This is a genomic window from Pseudenhygromyxa sp. WMMC2535 (genome assembly GCF_011083025.2).
The window spans coordinates 3,175,791-3,193,335 of sequence record NZ_JABJWV010000001.1 but is presented as its reverse complement, the minus strand read 5'-3'; the positions used below and the strand labels follow the sequence as shown (position 1 = coordinate 3,193,335).

Genomic DNA, 17,545 nt, shown 5'->3' with positions numbered 1-17,545 from the left:
TAATTCCGGGTCAGCGCTGTGACACAGCGAAGTCCGGGATCAGCGCCTACAGGAAGCCGTAGCGGTCACCGTACTCGAGCATCTGCGCCGCGAAGTCCGTGGGGTACTCCACGCGGACATCCACGATCTCGTCGCCCTCCATCTGTGGGACGAGCTTGGGCTGGATGAACCCGGCGTAGGGCGCGATGTCGAGGCTCTCGTAGCGGCGCAGGACCTCGGCGTGGAGCTCGGGATCCACGGCGACACCGTAGGTCTCGATCAGCGCCTTGCCCGCGGCGTAGTCTCCCTGCGACTTCACGCGCTGGATCTCACGCAAGAGCTGGGCGAAGAGCTCGCGCAGGGCGTCGTAGTCGCGGATCACAAAATAGGTTTTCCCGTCCTTGGTGACCTTCTCGATCACCCCCGCGGCCTCGCCCTGGGCGTAGGCCCAACCCGCGACCAGCTGACGGTTGCGCATGTGTGACTCTTCGAGCTGCTCGCCGAGCTCGAGGCGCGAGAGCTGGACCATCAAGCCACCACGGATGTAGGCGTCGTAAGCGGCCTTGCCGACCTCGAGGCTCGGCATCAGCCCGAGCTCGACGAGCTTGGGGTCCATCACGTAGTAGAGCCCGACGAGGTCAGCGCGTGCCTCTTCGAGGGCGCTGGCGTAGCTCTTGAGCGTCTCCTTGGGCGTCCCGACGCCCTCCTCGAGCTGCCCGGAGGCGTGGCCGATCACCTCGTGCATGTCGACGTGGAGCTTGTGGGCCAGGGCCCCGTGGGCCTTGGCGCGCTCGACCTCCTCGGGCGAAGCACAAAATTCCTCGAGGCTGCCGTCGCCCGCCGCGACCTGGTCGTAGGCCTCCACGATGTTGCCGAGGTTGACGGACTTGCTGCCGTGGTTGGCGCGGATCCAGTTGGCGTTGGGCAGGTTGATGCCGATCGGCGTGGTCGGGGCGGCGTCGCCGGCCTCGACGACCACGGTGATGACCTTGGCCGAGACCCCGACGACGTTCTTCTTCTTGTGGGCCGGGAGCAGCGGCGAGTTGTCCTCGAACCACTGCGCCTGGCTCGAGATCGCCGAGATCCGCTCGCTGGCCTCCGGGTCCTCGAAGGAGACCACGGACTCCCAGGTCCCGCGGTAGCCGATCGCGTCGTCGTAGACCTCGATGAAGCCGTTGACCGTGTCGACCAAAGACTCGGTGTCCGCGACCCAGGCGATGTTGTAGGCGTCGAACTGGCGCAGGTCGCCGGACTGGTAGTAGGCGATCAGCAGCTCGAGGGCCTTGCGCTGCTGGTCGTTCTCGGCCACGGCGCGGGCCTTGACCAGCCAGCCGACGATCTCCTGGATCGCCGGCCCGTACATGCCCTCGGCGTACCAGACCTGCTCGGAGAGCGTCCCGTCGGCGGCCTCGACCAGCTTGGAGTTGAGGCCCCAGGAGATCGGCTTCTTGTCGTTGGGGTCGACCCTGGCCGCGTAGAAAGCCTCGACCTCCTCGGCGGTCACGCCCTCGCCATAAAAATTGTTGGCCGAGTCGGCCACGGGGTCAGCCGCCTCGTCGCGGTTGGTCCGCTTGGCCGCCACGGCCGGGTCGAAGAGGATCGGCCCGAGGTAGGCCAGCAGCTCGTCGACGCTCTCGAGCTCGGTCTCGCCGCCGCCTTGCTTGGGCCGCAGGGGCAGGCTCTGCAGCGGCAAGCTGCGCACGCTCGCCTCGAACCACTCGCGCGAGAAGCCCGGCTCGAACTTGCGCCCGGAGTAGTGGTGGTGGATGCCGTTGCTGAACCACACTCGCTTGGTGTAGGTCAGCAGCGCCTGGAACTCGGCGCCCTCGCGCTCACCCTCCCAGCCCTCGAGGATCGCCTCGAGGGTCTTGCGGACCGGCAGGTTGCCCGCGAACTTCTGGTCGTAGGTGATGTCGCGGCCGGACAGGGCGGCCTCGTAGAGGTAGTAGAGCAGCTGCTTGCGCTGGAGATCCAGGGTCTCGAAGTTGGGGACCTCGTAGCGCAGGACCTGGGCGTCCGCGAAGCGGTCGACGATCCAGCCCTCACCGGCGTCAGCGGCGTCGGCGTCGGCCTCGCCCACGGCGTCCTCGGGCGCGGACGGGGACGCCAGCTTGCAGGCGAGCAGGCTCAAGGGCAGACACAGGGCGAGGCGGCCGAGGCGATGACGCATGGGGTATCGGTGCCATCAGCCCCCTTCGGCGTCCAGCCTGGGCCCCCGCGCTCGACGCGGGCTGTCTCACGCCATGAAACTCCCCCTGCGGGGGCGGAATCAATGCCCTGGGGCCACGCCAGGCGCCCCGGTAGCCCAAAATGTCGAACATGCCGCACCACGCCAAGCCCGCCCTGACCATCGCTCGCGCTCGCCTCATGGTCCTGACTGCCTCGACCGCCCTGGCGGCCGTGACCGGCTGCACGCTCCGGGGCAGCGGCAGCGCTGGCAGCGAGCTGCGCGAGCTCGACGACTTCGACCGCATCGACATCGGCGGCGCCTTCACGCTCACCGTCCACGTCGACCCCGACGCCGCCCCCAAGGTCGAGCTGCGCGGCGACGACAACATCCTGCCCTCGATCCTGACCAAGGTCCAAGGTAGCGAGCTCGACATCGGCTTCGAGAACATGATCGTCAACCCCAAGCTCCCCCTCGAGGTCGAGGTCTGGGTCCCCGCGCTCCAGGCCATCGACGCCAGCGGCGCGAGCACGATCCACGTCGAGGGCATCGCCGGGGAGCGCTTCGACCTCGACCTGTCCGGCTCCGCCGAGGTCGCGCTCGCCGGCGCCGTCGAGCGCCTCGATGTCGACATCTCAGGCTCCGCCGAGCTCGCCGCACGCACCCTCGTGGCCGAGCGGGTCGAGGTCGAGCTGTCCGGCTCGGGCGAGGCCGAGGTCTTCGCCAGCGAGCGCCTCGACGCCGACATCTCGGGCTCCGCCGAGGTCACCTACTGGGGCGATCCCGAGGTCGAAAAAGACATCTCGGGCTCCGGCAAGGTCGAGCCCGGCGCGTGAGCGCGTTGCTGACTCGTGTCAGCAAATCGCCCTGTGATCCACGCCAATCCTCAGCCTCGCGCAGATGTGCGAGTCAACCTTCGCCATGAGCTACCTCTTCGATCCAGAAGTCCTCGGTCGCATCGCCCGCGCCGCCATCGGCCAGCCCCTCGAGGACATGGTCGAGCAGATCGCCGCCGAGCTCGAGCGCGAGTACCCCGGACACATCCGCCAAGATCGTCGCTGGGTGCTCAACAACGCCGGCGGTGCCATGGGCATGATGACCGTGCTCCACGCCTCGGTCACCGAGTACGTGATCATCTTCGGCTCGCCGATCGGGACCGAGGGTCACACCGGGCGCTTTTGGGCCGAGGACTACTTCTACATCCTCGAGGGCGAGCAGTGGGGCTACTCCGAGACCGACCCCCACAAGCGCGTCTACAAGCCCGGCGACTGCCACATCCTCGAGCAGGGCGTGGCCGAGGGTTACCGCATGCCCGACCGCTGCTTCGCCCTGGAGTACGCCCGCGGCTTCATCCCGGCGATGCTGCCCTTCGGCCTGGCGGACACCGTGTTTGGGACCTTGGACTGGCGCTCCTTCGCGCGGACCTTGCAGCTCTATGGGAAGAGCACGGTCAAGGAGCTGGCGCAGGGCAAGGTCTGAGCTAGCTAGGAGCCCGTGGTGAAACCCAACACGACACCTCGCTTGGTCCTTCCGCCGATGGCGTTGTCGCCAAAACTTGCGGTACGCCCGGTACAGCGGCGTTTTGGCTTCGCGCCCTCGACGAAAACCCCGGCGCGAGGAGCCGCGCTGGGTTCCACCACGGGCTCCTAGCCAACGAACACGCCGAAGTCGTGTGGCTCGAGCGCGAGCGAGCGACATAGCCACACGACGACCTCGGAGCCCAGCGGAGTATCTCTCGGGAGGTGCTCGACGTTGACGCGGCGGCGCTCGCCATTCTCGAGCGGACGAAAGAGGATGACGAGTTCAACGCCTTCGGAGAGCAAAGACATTCTCCTCACGCCCATGTCCCGGGCGCGCTCGATGAACTCGTCCAATGAAGGACTTTGCAATTCCATCATGCTGCGATGCGTGCTCGCGTATCGAGCTCCTCCGCTCCTGCGTAGCGTTCGAAATACAAAGACGGCGCCTGCGGGACCTCCCCGAGGGGGTCCATCCCGAGCGTCGCGTCCAAGAGCGCGCGCCCAAAGACGACCTGCCTCAGCCGCTGTAGCGCGTCTTTGATGTCCGTCCCTCGAGCACAGAGATCAAACTCCAGCGCCTGCGCAACCCAAAAACCTTCATCTTTCATCAGCAGCACACGGTGCTCCGCGATCTCTCGCGGCAACGCATCGAACGACCATATGGCTAGCACCGAGAGCTCGGTCGCAACGACGCTGAGGTCTTGCTCACCAGCGTAGATGTCTGCGAGCTCGACCCTGCTTCCGCCAGCGACGAGCACCTTCCACTCCTCGAGCAGCACGGGAGGTATCACCCGTCCGGGGAGGTCCCCCTGAGCCAGAGCGGCTTGCGCCGCTTGATACGCGCTCCCGAGAAGCGCGCTGACGGCGTCTCGAAGTGATGCAGAGGAACCGTGCGCATCGAGCTCCAGCGCCTCTCCACGCCAATACGCCCCATCGCGGCGGAACACGACGCGGAAGTCGAGCTTCAGTTGGGCGCGAGGCATGTTGGAGTCTCTAGCACATATGCCTCGGGACAGGCGGATTTAGAGCTGGCCACCCCACCGGTCGTGCTCAGCGCCGTCCTCGTGTACAGGAGCGAACTCGAAATCATGCATCCAGAGAGAATCGCAGTCATGGCCGACAGACCGGCCGGAGTAGGCGGCCAGCAGGCGGGACAGGGGCCCGCAGGCTGGCCGCTTTGCGGATCCATGATTTCATCCAAATGACTGGAATCATTGATCTTCACCTTTTGGATCGCCCCCTGCTCTCTAGTCCTGCGTCGCCGCGATGACAGCGGTGACGTCAACAACCTCAAACCAAAAGGACACGAGATCATGAACACCTTCCGCAAGCTCACCACCGCCGCCGCCCTCACCTTCGCCATGCTCGCCGGCGCCTCCTCGGCATCGGCCGCGGCCATCACCGAGGGCGACACCTTCACCGACGACAGCGCCCGCTTCGACGCCGCCGCGGCCGAGCTCGACGGTCAGATCAACATCAACACCGCCAGCGCGGCCGAGCTCGAGCAGCTCCCCGGCATCGGTCCCTCGATCGCCGAGCGCATCGTCAGCTACCGCGCCGAGCACCCCTTCAAGCAGCCCAACCACCTGATGCGGGTCAAGGGCGTGGGCAAGAAGACCTACGCCAAGGTCAAGGCCTACATCGTCATCGAGGGCGAGACCAACCTGCGCTGACCGCCTTCCCCCCCAAAAAAAATCCAAACCCAAACTCAAACCCAAACATCAGACGAAAGAGCGAACGAGACCCTCGATAGACAGTGATGCTCAGCATGGCCGAACGCCCGCGAGGAATGGTCCTCGCGGGCGTTCTTTTTTGTCGCGCGTCTCCTCGACGCGGCGACGCGGCGACGCGGCGCGCTCAGCTGCGCCGGCGAGCGTCGCGGGCGGCCTTGGCCCGGCGGGCCTCTTCGATCAGCTGCTCGACCTCCTTGGCCGAGACCGTCTGTGTGGTCGTCATCCTCGCCTGGACCAGCGCCTCCTCGTCGGGGTACTTGGCCTTGCCCTCGGGCGACTCGAGCCAGCGACCAAAGGTGGCCTCGACCTGGTGCCAGTGGGCGCCGTCGCGCAGGCCGTACTCGGCGTAGAGCCGCTTGCGCCGCGGGAAGTCGAGGGCCGCCTGCTCCATGCGGAACTCGGCGGTGAAAAAGCGCGCGATGTCGTTGGCGAAGTCGAAGCTGGCGACGTCGTCCTCGGCCTCGATGGCCGGGTCGCGCTCTTCCTCGAGGGTCGGGCCGTGGCCCGGCGCCTCCTCGTCTTGCTCTGCGCCAGCCCCGGCGGCTTCGCCGGCCCCAGCGGCCGCGCTCGCTCCGGCAGCCTCGCCCTTCGCGGCGTCGCCAGAGGCCTCGCTGGAGTCGGGCTCGCTGGAGTCGGGCTCGCTGGAGTCGGGCTCGCTGGAGTCGGGCTCGCTGGCCGCGTCCTCGCTGGAGTCGGGCTCGCGCAAGCCCAGGGCGATCAGCATCCTGTCCAAGAGTCCCATCGCGTCGCAAGCCTATCGAGCCGCTCATGCCTTGCCCACCCCGGGCGCGCGGCCGGGTCGTGAGTCAGGGGGTGCTCTACGCGGAGCCCGCGAAGATCTGCATCATCGGCTCGATGAACGAGGGCGAGGTCAGCAGCAGCCAGGCCAAGGTCCACGCGCGCTGCTCCAACGCCGGCCAGCTGCGCACGCCCAGGCCGCGCTCGGCCAACATCAGCGCGCCGTGGACCACGAAGAAGCTCGCCATGGTCACGCCGCCGCAGAGCCCGAGCGGCACCCAGGCGACCCACAAATGTAGCAGCGCGCTGGCGACGAAGGTGAGGGCGACAGCGGCCGCCGCTCGCGGCGGTGTCCGCTCTGCGCCGGTGATCGGCTCGAAGATCCCCGCGCGCAGCCAGCCCGAGACCACCCGGTTCCAGCGTCGACCCCAAAACTCCGCCAGCGTGCGCGAGAGGATCGGGCGCTCGTTGATCCGCGGCAGCGCGACGCCCAGGCGGGCGTAGCCGAGCAGCATCGACGACTGCAGGACCTCGATCAGGCCGTACAAAAAGCCCAGGCCGCCGAGCCAGCGCGCGGCCCAGTATGTCCAGCCCGCGCCGCTGGCCCCGAACCCGAGCCACGCGCCGAGGCCCATGACCACGAGGTGCCCCGCGAGCCAGACGCGCTCGCGGGCCGCGAACGCCGGCTCGCAAGCCTTGGCCTCGCGCACGTCGAAGAAGGCCACGAGCAGCCACAGGCGCCTGGCCGCGCTCGGGTCCACCGCGGCCCCGCGACCGCGCAGCAGGTCCACGCTGCGCCCGGTGACGAGCACCGCCAGGCAGGCGAACAAGAAGCGCACGAAGACCAGACCGGCCGGAACGGCGAGGGCCGCCACGAAGCACAGGCCGACCGCGAGCACGGCCAGGGCCCGGCGCGGCCGCGACGGATCGCTGAACCGGCTGATCCCGAGGACCGCCGCGAGCCACAGCGCGAGCGCGAAGACCAGCGACATCGCTCTCGGCTCCCGGTCTTCAGCGAGGGATCGCGTCGTCGCCCACGGCCTCGTCGACGATGCTGCGGGGGATCAGCGGGCTGGGGTCCCCGGCGCAGACCAGCCACAGCTGGTAGGCCGTGCGCGTGGCCGCGATGTGCAGCAGGTGCCGCGACGGGTCACGCTCGGGATAATTTTGGCGCGTGGGGTCGAGCAGGACCACGTAGTCGAACTCGAGGCCCTTGACCTGGCGGACGTCGGTGACGTCGATGCCCGGCAAGAAGCTGAAGTCCTGGCGGGCGACCAGGCGCAGGCGCGGGACCTCGGCGATGTAGAGCGCCTCATAGTAGGCCTGGGCCTGCTGCGGGTAGCGGGAGATCAGCGCGACCGAGGCCGAGGGCTCCCGGGCCATGAGGTTGCGCAGGGCCTCGCCCAGGAAGGCCACGGCCTCGCCCATGTCGGAGAAGCCGAAGTAGCTGACCGGGGCGCCGTCGCGGGCGATCAGGTCGTCGCTGGGGTCGTGGAGCGGGCCGAGCACGTGCTGGGCCAGGGCCATGACCTGGCGCGTGGACCGGTAGGTGATCTTCAGCGGCTGGATGGCCACGTGGGGCAGGCCGGCGTCGTCGAGCAGCTGCGGCCAGTCGACGAAGCCGTTGTCGAAGATCATCTTCTGGGCCCGGTCGCCGGCGATCGTCACGCTGCGCCCGGCCGAGGCCGTGTCGAGCAGCACGCGGACCTCGAGCGGGCACAGGTCCTGGGCCTCGTCGATCACGATGTGCTCGTACTCGAAGCGCTTGCCCTTGATGAAGATGCCGCCGCGCTTGGCCTGGCTCAGGCGCAGGAGCACGGCGTCGTCCTCTCCGTCGAGGCGCGGAGCCTTGGCCCGCGGGGCGGCGGCGATGTCCTCGTCCTCGTCCTCGAGCTTGGCGAGGTCGTCGTCTTGGCTCTCGCGCCAGTCGATCAGCGCGGCGGCCTTCTTGGTGCACCAGCGCACGATCGAGGTGAGCTCGTTGTCGGAGAAGGCCTCCGGCGCGTGGCGGGCGATGGCGTCGCGGATCCGCTCGGCGTCGCCAAAGAGCTCGGCCCAGTCACCGAGCACGTCGTCGGCCCCCTCTCGGAAGGCGCGCAGGCTGGTCTCGGCGGCGGCGCGGGTCTTGGCCGGGAGGCGCTGGCCCTCGCCCTCGAGCAGCCAGTTGAGCGCCCGGCGCCCGCGGACCACCGGCGGGAGCTTGGCCAGGCTGCGCCAGTGCTCGATCACCGCCTCGCCGCCCTCGCGCCCGTCGAGGCGCTCGCGCAAGCTGACCTCGACGTCGGCGAGGTCCTCGGCGACGAGCTCCTCGATCATCGCGAGGATCATCGGGTGCTTCTTGAAGCGGACCACGGCCTCGGGGGTCGAGTCCGTGCGCCGCGGGGGTAAGCCGAGCTTGAGCCGACCGAGCAGCGCGGCGCTCCAGCGCCGGTAGGTGGTCACCATGACCCCCTCGACCCCGAGGGCCGGGAGCACGTAGCGGATGTACTCGACCAGGGCCTCGTTGAAGACCACGATCAGCATGCGGTCCGCGGCGAAGCGGCGGTGGTCCTGGAAGGCCAGGTAGGCCACGCGGTGCAGGGCCACGGTGGTCTTGCCCGAGCCGGCGCCACCTTGGATCAGGACCACGCCCGAGTCCGGGCGGGTGATCAGCTCGAACTGCTGCTTGTCGATCAGCGCGGTGATCTCTTGCAGGCGCTTGTCGGCGTGGCCGAGGTCCTCGTCGTTGACGCCCAGGCGACCCCGGGGCACGCGCGAGGCCTTGCCCGTGCCGCCCTCGAGGGTGGGCCGCGACTCGGCGCCCAGGCCCCGCCAGCGCCCGCTCGGCGCCCGCACCCAGCTGCCCTGGGGCGAGTCGACCCGGCGCAAGGTCGCGTCCGAGACCATCACCGAGCGGCGGACCAGCACCTTGCCCTCGATGCTGCGATCGTCGAACTCCTCCTCGTACTCGTCCTCTTCGTCGTAGCGGTAGTAGAGCCGCGAGACCGGGGCGTTGCGCCAGTCGACGATCGACACGCCCTCGCCGGAGCCGAGCATGGTCCGCTTGCCGATCAGCACGTCGCGGCGCTTGCCGGCGCGGGCCTCCTCGAGGCGCAGGTGACCAAAGTAGGGGTTCTTGGCGTCGACCGGCGCGCTGCGCCCGGAGCCGCGCTTGGCGTTGAGCGCGGCGAGCTGGTGCATCTGATCCAGGAGCGCCGGGAGGTCCTCCTCCTTGGCGCTCGCGATCTCGTCGCGCAGCTCGATCATCGCGCCGTCGAGGTCCTCGAACTGATGCGCCTCGGTCGCGAGCTGCTCGGCGACGCGCGCCTGCACGCGCTCGAGGATCTTCAGCTCTTCATCGACGATCCGCCGACCCTGCTCGTCGAGAGCAGCCAACGGCGCTGGCTCGGAGGCCGGCGCGTCGCTCGAGACACCTTGGACCTGCTCGGACACAATCGCCGTGATTAGCAAAAGCAGCCGTTCTTGACACCCCTCTACGTCGCCTGGGCAAACCGGAGGGCGCCATGGACGCGCGCCCCAAAGCTCCCTCGCTCCCGCCGGGTCCAGGGCGTGCGCGCCATGCTATTGCGTCCTCACATGATCGGCCCTCGTCCCTGGACCCTCTGTTCGTCTGCCTTCATACTGGGCGGCTGGCTCGCGCTCGCAGGCTGTCAGCCGCGCGCGCGCACGGGCCCGGAGGCCGCCGCGCCAGCGCAGACCAGCGCGCCCGCCGAGGGCGAGCGGCCCAAGCTCGACGCCGAGGCCATGCTCGCCTCGATCGCCTGGCTGGCCGACGACGCTCGCCAGGGCCGCTACACCCTGTCCCCGCAGATCGAAGAGGTCGCGACCTGGCTCGGCGAGCGCTACGCCGCCCTCGGCCTCGAGCCCGTGGGCGAGAGCTGGCGCGTGCCCTACAGCCTGCGCACCAAGGTCGAGGCCGGCGAGGGCAGCCGCCTGGCGATCACCGACGCCCGCGGGCGCACGACCTCGGTCGGCGCCGCCGAGTTCACCCCGCGCGCCGAGGGCCGCGCCGGGATGGCCGCCGGCGAGCTGGTCTTCGTCGGCTACGCCGCGCAGTGGGATCCCAGCCAGCAGCCCACGTGGGACCCCGCGCCCGCCGAGGTCGCCCTGCCCATCGACAGCTACGACGACCTCGCGGGCGTCGAGCTCGAGGGCAAGGTCGCCCTGGTCCTCGACCGCGCCCCCAACAACCCCGACCCCATGGCGCTCTACGCCGCCATGCACGACGTGGTCGCGCAATTCGATGTGGACGCCGCCCCCGCCCGCGAGGCCGGCGACACGGCCGAGCTGCTCGCCTTGCACGAGCGGGCCCGCGAGCAATTCGTCGCGCTGCTCGACCCCTTCATCGCGCTCGAAGACCCCCGCGAGCTCGGCGACGCGTTTTGGAAGGTCGAGGATCCCGAGGCGAGCATCGACCTCATGGCGATCAGCGCGGCCCTCATCCCGCCCTTCGCCAACCAGCCCAATTTTTCCCTCGCCGAAAACGCCCTCGCCAAGAAGATCGAGCGCCTGGCCGCGGCCGGGGCGGTGGGCGTGATCCTCGTCGAGGGCCCGCGCTCCCCCGTGGGCGAGCAGGCCCGCGCCGCCGACGAGCTCTTTGGCGTCGCCGGTCGCCCCGGCCCCTTCGACCGCCACCGCGCGGTCCTCGACGAGCCCGGGCCGCTGCCCGTGGTCCAGCTGCGCTGGCACGAGGCCGACGCGCTGCTGCGCATCGGCGGCGCCAAGCTGTCCAAGGTCCAGGCGGCGATCGACGGCGACTACCGGCCGCGCTCCCAGGCCCTCGGCGTCCGCGTCGAGCTCGACAGCCGCCTGAGCGAGACCCGCGCAGAGGTCCCCAACGTGATCGCCAAGCTCCCCGGCCGCAGCGACGAGATCATCGTGCTCGGCGCCCACTTCGATCACATCGGCGACGAGCAGCGCGGCGACTGCCGCCCGAGCGAGCCCAGCGAGGGCGAGCGCGACGGGATCTGCAACGGCGCCGACGACAACGCCTCGGGCACGGCGATGCTCCTCGACATCGCCCGGGCCTGGCGCGCGTCCGGCCTGACCCCGCAGCGGACCTTGATCTTCGCCCACTTCTCCGGCGAGGAGCTCGGCCTGCTCGGCTCCGAGGCCCTGGCCAACGACCCCCCCTTCGACATGAGCGAGGTCGTGGCCATGGTCAACCTCGACATGGTCGGCCGGCTCGGCCCCGCCGGCCTCGCGATCGGCGGGATCTACAGCAGCGAGGGCTGGATGCCCCTGCTCGACGAGCTCGGCAACTACGGCATGAAGATCCTCTACGAGGGCAGCACGACCACGCGCAGCGACCACGCGCACTGGTTTCGCCGCCAGATCCCCGTGCTCTTCTTCTTCACCGGGGTGCACGGCGACTACCACCGCCCCGGCGACGAGCTCGACGCGATCGAGGTCGAGGGCCTGGCGAGCATCGGCCAGCTGGTCAGCGATGTCGTCTGGGAGCTGGCCGGCGGCTACGAGCTGCGCTGGGGCACACTCGAGCCCGGCGAGGGAGTGGGTCGCGGGCTACCGGGTGTCAACCCGGACACGGTGGTCAAGCGCGTGGGCAAGGACGGCGCCACGCTCGAGTAGACGCGCGCGTGTGTTTCTCGTGATCGATTCATCCCCGCGGTGGCACCTTCAAGGCATGCGCGCGTTCCCCTCTCCGTCCCTGGAGTCGCTCCCGCTGCGGCTCTCCCTGCTGTCCCCACTGCTGGTCTCGCTGCTGAGTTGGGGCTCCGCGTGCACCAGCGCGGACGACGACGAGGTGTTCGACGAGCCGAACTGGCCGATGGCCGAGTCGAACCTCTCTCGAGATCAAGACCCGGAGCTCGACGATGTCGAGATCGCCCAGCTGCGCGCCAACCAGGAGGCGCTCGGCCTCGACATCTACCACCAGCTGCGTCAGACCCCCGATCTCGCCGAGGAGAACTTCTCCTTGTCCCCCTACAGCCTCGCCGCGGCCATGGGCATGGTCTACGGCGGGACGGTGGGTCAGGCCCGGGAGGAGATGGAGGCCGTGCTCCACTTCAACCTCGGTGACGAGCGCCAACACGTCGCGCACAACTGGATCGACCAACAGCTCCTGGCTCGCAACCTCGAGGCCGACGAGAATCACGACGCGGTGATCATCGCCCCAGCCAACGGCGTCTGGGTCGAGCAGAGCATCGCGTCGGGGGTCGAGAGCGACTTCCTCGACCTGCTGGCCGTGCACTACGGCGCGGGCCTGCGCCTGGCCGACTTCTTCGGCGACTCCGAGGGCGAGCGCCTGCGCATCAACGCCTGGGTCGAGGCGCGCACCCACGGACTGATCCCCGAGCTCCTGCCAGCCAACACCCTGGAGGGCACGCTGATGGCCATCATCAACGCGCTCTACCTGGCCGCGCCCTGGCAGACGCCCTTCGAGACCACCTTGCCCGAGGACTTCACCCTCGCGGACGGCAGCCAGGTCTCCGTCGACACCTTGTCCAACACGCAGGTGGATCAGTCGCTGGGCTACAGCCTGACCGAGGACTACGAGATCTGCACAATCGACCTGCGCGGCGGCGCGCTCGAGTTCGTGGTCATCGAGCCCCAGGGCGACTTCGCCACCTTCGAGGCGGCCCTCGACCAGCCCACCTTCGCCTCGCTCATCGACGAAGCCCACGCACAGATCGACGGGGGCTCACTCTTCCTCCCCCGCTTCTCCGTCGACGCCAAGTTCTCCTTGAGGGAAGCTCTGATCAGCCTCGGCATGCCGACCCCCTTCGCCAGCGGAGAGCACTTCACCGGCATCTCGCCGGCGCTGACGCAGATCAGCGACATCATTCAACAGACCACCGTGAAGGTCGATGAAGGCGGCATCGAGGCCGCAGCGACCACCGTGGTGCTCTTCGGCGACGAAGTTGGTAGTGGCGGCGGCGGAGGCGTCGAATGCCGCATCGACAAGCCGTTCATCTTTGCCATCCGCGACAGCTCCAGCGACACGCTGCTCTTCCTCGGGCGCGTCCTCGATCCGCGCTGAGCGAGGCCCCGACTCGGCCACGCCCGTGCCCGTGACGACCCGGCCAACGAGCCGCCGTGCCCACGCGCCCGAGCGCCGCGGCCAAACCCCACGCGCGCATCGACGTAGCGCGCAGCCCCTGGACATGGCAACCTAGACCGGCCCATGCCCGACGCCGATATCCACGCCATCCTCGCGGAGCTCGACGATGCCTACGTGGAGCTCAGAGCTGCCCGCAAGCGCCTGACGGAGCTCCTGCCCCTGTCGGCGACGGAGCCCGGCGAGAGCGGCCAGCGGCGCATCGACTTCGTCACCGACCTCGACGCCGACACCGAAGAAGAGGACGAGCTGCGGCGGATCAACGCCGAAGCCTGGCAGCACGCCCAGCAGGCCCTGGTCCGCGCCCAAGAGAAGGTCGAGACGGCGCACAAAGAGCTGGCCGTCCGCGTCCGCGAAGACAGCTGAGGCGGCCCACAAAGAGCTGGCCCACAAAGAGCTGGCCCAGACCCGGCTCAGCTGCTCAGCCCGAGCTCGGCACGCAGCAGCGGGTGCGGCGTGTACCACTCGTCGCCGTTGTGGCAGATGAGCACCTGCTTGTTCTGTAGCATCCGCGCGAACTCGAGCAGCTCGTTGCGCCGGGGTGTCTCCGCCCGCGAGCTGTTGCCGATGCGCCGCAGCCAGGCCCGCTCGTCGTTGGTCAGAGGCAGCATGTCGCGGCGCACCGCCCCCTCGGCCGCGGCGAAGATCGTGTCCGAGGTCGGCAGGCCGCCGCGCGCGGCGTGGCTGACCGCGAGGCGGAGCAGGCGGAAGAAGTCGCGCAGATCCGCGCCGCTGTACACCGCCAGCCGGCGCAGCTGACCCGCGGTGAAGAAGCCCCCGTGCCAGTTGTAGCGGCGCTCGACCACGGCCAGGAGCTTGGCGATGCCCCGCTCCGAGGGCTCCGGTGCCTCGCCGGCCCGCGGACGATGCTCGTAGATCTGCACGCTGGGCAGGGTGAACACCCGGCCGCCGGCGTAGAGCCCAGCCAGGCTCGGCGCGAGCATCGGCAGGGAGGGCGGCACCGTATAGATCGCGCTGAGCCCCGGCAGGCGCAGGACGTCGGCGTGGCGCACGAAGAGCGCCTCCATGCTGACGAACACCTTCTGCGCCTCCTCGGGGCCCCCCGCGCCGCGCAGGTGCTCGAGCGAGTCGGTGATCAGCACGACCTTCCTGTAGGGGTCGCCGCGGTGGATCCGGACCAGGTTGACGACCTCGACCACGAACTGCTGGGCGAGCTCGATCAGCTTGTGGAGCTTGCCCCGCAGCCGGCGCTGAAGCTCCACGCGGAAGGCCGGCGTCCGCAGCAGCGCCGCCTTGAGCTCGGCGGGGCCGCCCGGCACGGCCAGGGGCGCGAGCTCGGGCTCGGCCTGAAAGAAGCTCCACACCCGCTCGAGGAAGCCAGGCTTGCCCAGGGAGCCAAAGCGCGCCTCGATGTTGCCGCCGATGGCGCCGAGCTGAGCGATGAGCAGATCCGAGAGCTCCACCGGCCCCGAGCCCGGCAGGTGCTCGGCCAGGTCGACGTAGAGGATCTCGTGACCGGTCGCCCGCAAGGTCTTGGCCAGGCGCATCAGCTCCGTGGTCTTGCCCGACCCCCGGTTGCCCGTGAACAAGTAGGCGCCGTTGGTCTGCGAGTACTCGATCTGATCGACGAGCTCGAGGACGGGATCGCTGCTCTCGTCGACGCCGTGGATCCGCTCGACATAGACCGCCTCCGGCTTGGCCATGTCGCTGGCGATGAGCTCGTCGAGGCCGAAGTTGATCGGTCGGTCGACGTCGAAGGCGGCGTAGAAAGCCTTGGCTCGAGATCTCAGATCAGCCATGTGCGCCGAGATCCTAGCAGCTTTGCCCGTCCCGTAGGTGTGCCGCTGTGGCCCGGAGAGCGACCGCGCAGGGTCTACACAGGCCACCATGCACATGTGCCTGGTGCATGCCGAAACGCGCCAGAGACACCAATTGAAAACGCCGCCTCGTGGATCACGAGGCGGCGCGCGCTCGGAGCGGGCGGCTCAGCCGGCCTTGCTCTTCTTGGCCAGGGACTCGACGCGGTCGACCAGCCAGCCGAGGCTGCGCTTGCCGAGCGACGCGAGGTAGTCCGCGTCCTTGGTCTTGCCCTCGGCCTCGCTCAGCGCCTTGACCAGGCCCTCGCGTCCGCCGTGGCCCTCCACCTTCGCGGCGAGGCCGTGGAGGTGCAGCAGCTTGGCGTTGGCGACGTGGACGAGACGCTCGGCGAGCTCCTCTTTGGACTCACCCTCGGCGGGCTCGAGGATCCCGGCGAGCTTGCTGGCGAGCTCCTTCTTGGAGCCGAACTTGTCTTTGACGATCTGTAGCGGAGATTGCTTGTTGCTCATGACCTGCTCCCTGATGGACCGCCAACAGCAGCTGGCGGGAGTGGTGGCGGCGCATTAAAAGGGAGAGGCCGGCCCCTGTCCAGGTGGGAGCCGGCCTCTGAAGCCCGAATTTGCGAAGCCCGGCGTGAGCCGGGCCTCGTGGAGAGCAAATCGCGCTCCAGGAGCGGCCTAGGGGGCCATCTCCTTCATCTTGTTGATGTCGTCCATGCTGGCGGAGGCGGCGAACTTCACGTTGGCGCCGTCGGCCTCGACCTTCACGCTGTTCATCATGTCGGCGAAGTCCTTGGCCTGCTCGTCCTTCTTGACCTCCTCGAGCATGCCGTTGACCTTCTCGGACACGGCCGTGGCCTTGGCCTCCTCGCCGAGACCGGCGACGAAGTTGATGGCGACGCCCTTGGAGAGGTCCAGGTTGCCGGCGGCGGTGGTCACGTCGCCGAGCTCGGGGGCGCCGAACATGGCGGCCATGCCCTTGACCTCGTCGGGGACGTTGGCGATGAACCACAGCGCGGACTTGGCGTCGACCTGGCCGTAGAGGTCCTTCTTGCTGTTGTCCACGGCGGGGGTGCCCTCGCCGTCGATCAGCTTGCCGATCTTGTCCTCCCACGAGGTGGTGGCGACGGCGAGCATGTCGTCGTTGACAAGGTAGGCGCGGCCATCCGTGAACTGGATGATCTTCTTGCCCTCGGCCTTGGTGACCTCGGCGCCCTCTTCATCGCCGGCGGCCTTCTGGACGCCCTTGATGATGCAGGTGGCCTTCTCGTCGGTGCCGATGCCCTTGGCGGCGACGACGAACACGCCGTCTTCCTTGGCGGTCGCGCCGACGATCACGGCCTCGAAGTCGGTGACGGCCATGCCGCAGTCCTCGACGACCTTGACGGCGTCCTTGTAATCGGACTCCCCTTCAATGTCGCCCTTGAAGGTCTTGTAGACCTCGGACTCCATGATGTCCTTGGGGTGCATGCCGACGAGGAACTCGGCTTCGTCAGGTACAAGCTTGACCGCATCGGCGCTCGCGCCACCCTTGCAGGCGGGAAGCACGAAGAGGGAGGCAGCCAGCGGGAGGGTCCAGCAGATCCGCTTCATAGTCTCGGGCTTATAAACGGGCGCATCTCTCGCGGTCAAGCGCGCAGCGCATGGAAATTCACGGCGCCAAGTCACGATTCATGGCGAAACCCAACCTAAGCGTTGGACTGCCATTTTGTCCGCTTCCAGCTGGCGACGCGTGAATCGAGTGTGCCTCCAGTTGGCCGCGAGATGTATGCCAGCGTGCATCGAACCGTGAAAAGGAGCGAGCCCTGCGCCGCCGAGACGTGGGCTCCCGGTCGTGGCACCATCGCGCGCCCATGCCCTGGAAGACCTTTGATTACCGCGGGGACAAGGTCTGGGTGCGCGTGCTCGAGGGCGGAAAGCCCATCGTTCGGCGTGGCCTGGTCGAGCTTCGCTACAAGCGTGGCGCCATCAAGTCCTACAAGACCTCGCGGGAGAACATCGAAGACCTCGACGACGAGGCAGAGATCGAGCTGCTCTCGGACGAGGACTTCGGCGGGCGCAGCACCACCAACGCCACGCAGATCCGCGAGCAGCCCAAGCAGGCCGCGGACGCCCAGACGATCGTGATCCACACCGACGGCGCCTGCTCCGGAAACCCCGGCCCGGCCGGCCTGGGCGTGCACATCGTCCGCCCCGACTCGATCACCGAGATCAGCGAGTACATCGGCGAGGCGACCAACAACGTCGCCGAGCTGCGCGCGATCCTCCGGGCCATCGAGGCCCTCGAGGAGAGCGAGCGCGAGCAGAAGATCCACCTCTATACCGACAGCGGCTGGTCGCTCGGCGTGCTCATCGGCGGCTGGAAGGCCAAGAAGAACGTCGCGCTGATCGACAAGATCAAGGTCCGGCTGCCGGAGTTCCCCAACCTCGAGCTGCTCAAGGTCCGCGGTCACGCCGGCCAGGAGGGCAACGAAGAGGCCGACGCCCTCGCGACCCGAGCGGTGCGCGTCGAAGGTGACAGCGTCCGCGAGCGCAAGCGCTGAGCCGGCGCC

General features: G+C 68.8%; 16 protein-coding genes. 7 read left to right on the top strand and 9 right to left on the bottom strand.

Annotated features, from left to right (window positions below; translation table 11 throughout):
- Positions 1-46 precede the first annotated feature (46 nt).
- Entirely contained in the window at positions 47-2,149 is a 2,103-nt protein-coding gene (locus tag G6O69_RS12330) for a dihydrofolate reductase (protein WP_172303705.1), read from the bottom strand.
- A 149-nt stretch (positions 2,150-2,298) separates the two neighbouring features.
- Here G6O69_RS12330 and G6O69_RS12325 point away from each other — a divergent pair, with 149 nt between their 5' ends.
- Positions 2,299-2,982, top strand: coding sequence for a head GIN domain-containing protein (locus G6O69_RS12325; RefSeq protein WP_172303704.1), 684 nt, complete (start codon positions 2,299-2,301; stop codon positions 2,980-2,982).
- Between the two features lie 64 nt (positions 2,983-3,046).
- Positions 3,047-3,625 carry an ERG2 family protein gene (locus G6O69_RS12320; RefSeq protein WP_172303703.1) on the top strand — a complete coding sequence of 193 codons (579 nt, stop codon included), beginning with the start codon at positions 3,047-3,049 and terminating at the stop codon, positions 3,623-3,625.
- Positions 3,626-3,792: 167 nt separating this feature from the next.
- Here the strand turns inward: G6O69_RS12320 and G6O69_RS12315 are convergent, their stop codons facing one another.
- Complete coding sequence (locus G6O69_RS12315; RefSeq protein WP_176396790.1) at positions 3,793-4,044, bottom strand: hypothetical protein; 252 nt, start codon at positions 4,042-4,044, stop codon at positions 3,793-3,795.
- Positions 4,041-4,649 carry a hypothetical protein gene (locus G6O69_RS12310; RefSeq protein WP_172303701.1) on the bottom strand — a complete coding sequence of 203 codons (609 nt, stop codon included), beginning with the start codon at positions 4,647-4,649 and terminating at the stop codon, positions 4,041-4,043. The genes G6O69_RS12315 and G6O69_RS12310 overlap by 4 nt, the downstream gene beginning before the upstream one ends.
- Before the next feature lie 231 nt (positions 4,650-4,880).
- Between G6O69_RS12310 and G6O69_RS12305 the strand changes: the two genes are divergently transcribed.
- On the top strand, positions 4,881-5,339 hold the full coding sequence (locus tag G6O69_RS12305; RefSeq protein WP_217909815.1) for a ComEA family DNA-binding protein: 459 nt from the start codon (positions 4,881-4,883) through the stop codon (positions 5,337-5,339).
- A gap of 184 nt (positions 5,340-5,523) precedes the next feature.
- On the opposite strand, the gene G6O69_RS12300 is transcribed toward G6O69_RS12305, so the two are convergent.
- The 3 genes from G6O69_RS12300 to G6O69_RS12290 form a co-directional block, all read right to left on the bottom strand.
- Positions 5,524-6,141 (bottom strand): hypothetical protein, encoded by a 618-nt coding sequence (locus tag G6O69_RS12300; RefSeq protein WP_172301238.1) that lies wholly within the window; start codon positions 6,139-6,141, stop codon positions 5,524-5,526.
- Positions 6,142-6,217: 76 nt separating this feature from the next.
- The gene (locus G6O69_RS12295) at positions 6,218-7,129 is read right to left on the bottom strand and encodes an MBOAT family protein (RefSeq protein WP_172303700.1); all 912 of its coding nucleotides are present in this window, start codon (positions 7,127-7,129) and stop codon (positions 6,218-6,220) included.
- A 19-nt stretch (positions 7,130-7,148) separates the two neighbouring features.
- The gene (locus G6O69_RS12290) at positions 7,149-9,569 is read right to left on the bottom strand and encodes an ATP-binding domain-containing protein (protein ID WP_172303699.1); all 2,421 of its coding nucleotides are present in this window, start codon (positions 9,567-9,569) and stop codon (positions 7,149-7,151) included.
- 144 nt (positions 9,570-9,713) lie between these two features.
- Here G6O69_RS12290 and G6O69_RS12285 point away from each other — a divergent pair, with 144 nt between their 5' ends.
- From G6O69_RS12285 to G6O69_RS12275, 3 genes are all read left to right on the top strand, one after another.
- Entirely contained in the window at positions 9,714-11,726 is a 2,013-nt protein-coding gene (locus G6O69_RS12285) for a M20/M25/M40 family metallo-hydrolase (RefSeq protein ID WP_172303698.1), read from the top strand.
- A gap of 55 nt (positions 11,727-11,781) precedes the next feature.
- Positions 11,782-13,137: a serpin family protein gene (locus tag G6O69_RS12280; RefSeq protein WP_172303697.1), complete on the top strand. Its 1,356-nt coding sequence runs from the start codon at positions 11,782-11,784 to the stop codon at positions 13,135-13,137.
- Between the two features lie 144 nt (positions 13,138-13,281).
- The gene (locus tag G6O69_RS12275; RefSeq protein WP_172303696.1) at positions 13,282-13,581 is read left to right on the top strand and encodes a hypothetical protein; all 300 of its coding nucleotides are present in this window, start codon (positions 13,282-13,284) and stop codon (positions 13,579-13,581) included.
- Between the two features lie 47 nt (positions 13,582-13,628).
- On the opposite strand, the gene G6O69_RS12270 is transcribed toward G6O69_RS12275, so the two are convergent.
- From G6O69_RS12270 to G6O69_RS12260, 3 genes are all read right to left on the bottom strand, one after another.
- Entirely contained in the window at positions 13,629-14,975 is a 1,347-nt protein-coding gene (locus G6O69_RS12270) for an ATP-binding protein (RefSeq protein WP_172303695.1), read from the bottom strand.
- Positions 14,976-15,161: 186 nt separating this feature from the next.
- Positions 15,162-15,503 (bottom strand): hypothetical protein, encoded by a 342-nt coding sequence (locus G6O69_RS12265; protein WP_172303694.1) that lies wholly within the window; start codon positions 15,501-15,503, stop codon positions 15,162-15,164.
- Positions 15,504-15,671: 168 nt separating this feature from the next.
- Positions 15,672-16,586, bottom strand: coding sequence for a hypothetical protein (locus G6O69_RS12260; RefSeq protein WP_172303693.1), 915 nt, complete (start codon positions 16,584-16,586; stop codon positions 15,672-15,674).
- Between the two features lie 260 nt (positions 16,587-16,846).
- On the opposite strand from G6O69_RS12260, the gene G6O69_RS12255 reads away from it, so the two are divergent.
- On the top strand, positions 16,847-17,536 hold the full coding sequence (locus tag G6O69_RS12255; protein ID WP_172303692.1) for a ribonuclease H: 690 nt from the start codon (positions 16,847-16,849) through the stop codon (positions 17,534-17,536).
- Positions 17,537-17,545 lie beyond the last annotated feature (9 nt).

Bases quoted from the DNA above. Each gene is read 5' to 3' on its own strand.
- G6O69_RS12330 (WP_172303705.1), bottom strand. From the start codon at position 2,149: ATGCGTCATCGCCTCGGCCGCCTCGCCCTGTGTCTGCCCTTGAGCCTG.
- G6O69_RS12325 (WP_172303704.1), top strand. From the start codon at position 2,299: ATGCCGCACCACGCCAAGCCCGCCCTGACCATCGCTCGCGCTCGCCTC.
- G6O69_RS12320 (WP_172303703.1), top strand. From the start codon at position 3,047: ATGTGCGAGTCAACCTTCGCCATGAGCTACCTCTTCGATCCAGAAGTC.
- G6O69_RS12315 (WP_176396790.1), bottom strand. From the start codon at position 4,044: ATGATGGAATTGCAAAGTCCTTCATTGGACGAGTTCATCGAGCGCGCC.
- G6O69_RS12310 (WP_172303701.1), bottom strand. From the start codon at position 4,649: ATGCCTCGCGCCCAACTGAAGCTCGACTTCCGCGTCGTGTTCCGCCGC.
- G6O69_RS12300 (WP_172301238.1), bottom strand. From the start codon at position 6,141: ATGGGACTCTTGGACAGGATGCTGATCGCCCTGGGCTTGCGCGAGCCC.
- G6O69_RS12295 (WP_172303700.1), bottom strand. From the start codon at position 7,129: ATGTCGCTGGTCTTCGCGCTCGCGCTGTGGCTCGCGGCGGTCCTCGGG.
- G6O69_RS12285 (WP_172303698.1), top strand. From the start codon at position 9,714: ATGATCGGCCCTCGTCCCTGGACCCTCTGTTCGTCTGCCTTCATACTG.
- G6O69_RS12280 (WP_172303697.1), top strand. From the start codon at position 11,782: ATGCGCGCGTTCCCCTCTCCGTCCCTGGAGTCGCTCCCGCTGCGGCTC.
- G6O69_RS12275 (WP_172303696.1), top strand. From the start codon at position 13,282: ATGCCCGACGCCGATATCCACGCCATCCTCGCGGAGCTCGACGATGCC.
- G6O69_RS12270 (WP_172303695.1), bottom strand. From the start codon at position 14,975: ATGGCTGATCTGAGATCTCGAGCCAAGGCTTTCTACGCCGCCTTCGAC.
- G6O69_RS12265 (WP_172303694.1), bottom strand. From the start codon at position 15,503: ATGAGCAACAAGCAATCTCCGCTACAGATCGTCAAAGACAAGTTCGGC.
- G6O69_RS12260 (WP_172303693.1), bottom strand. From the start codon at position 16,586: ATGAAGCGGATCTGCTGGACCCTCCCGCTGGCTGCCTCCCTCTTCGTG.
- G6O69_RS12255 (WP_172303692.1), top strand. From the start codon at position 16,847: ATGCCCTGGAAGACCTTTGATTACCGCGGGGACAAGGTCTGGGTGCGC.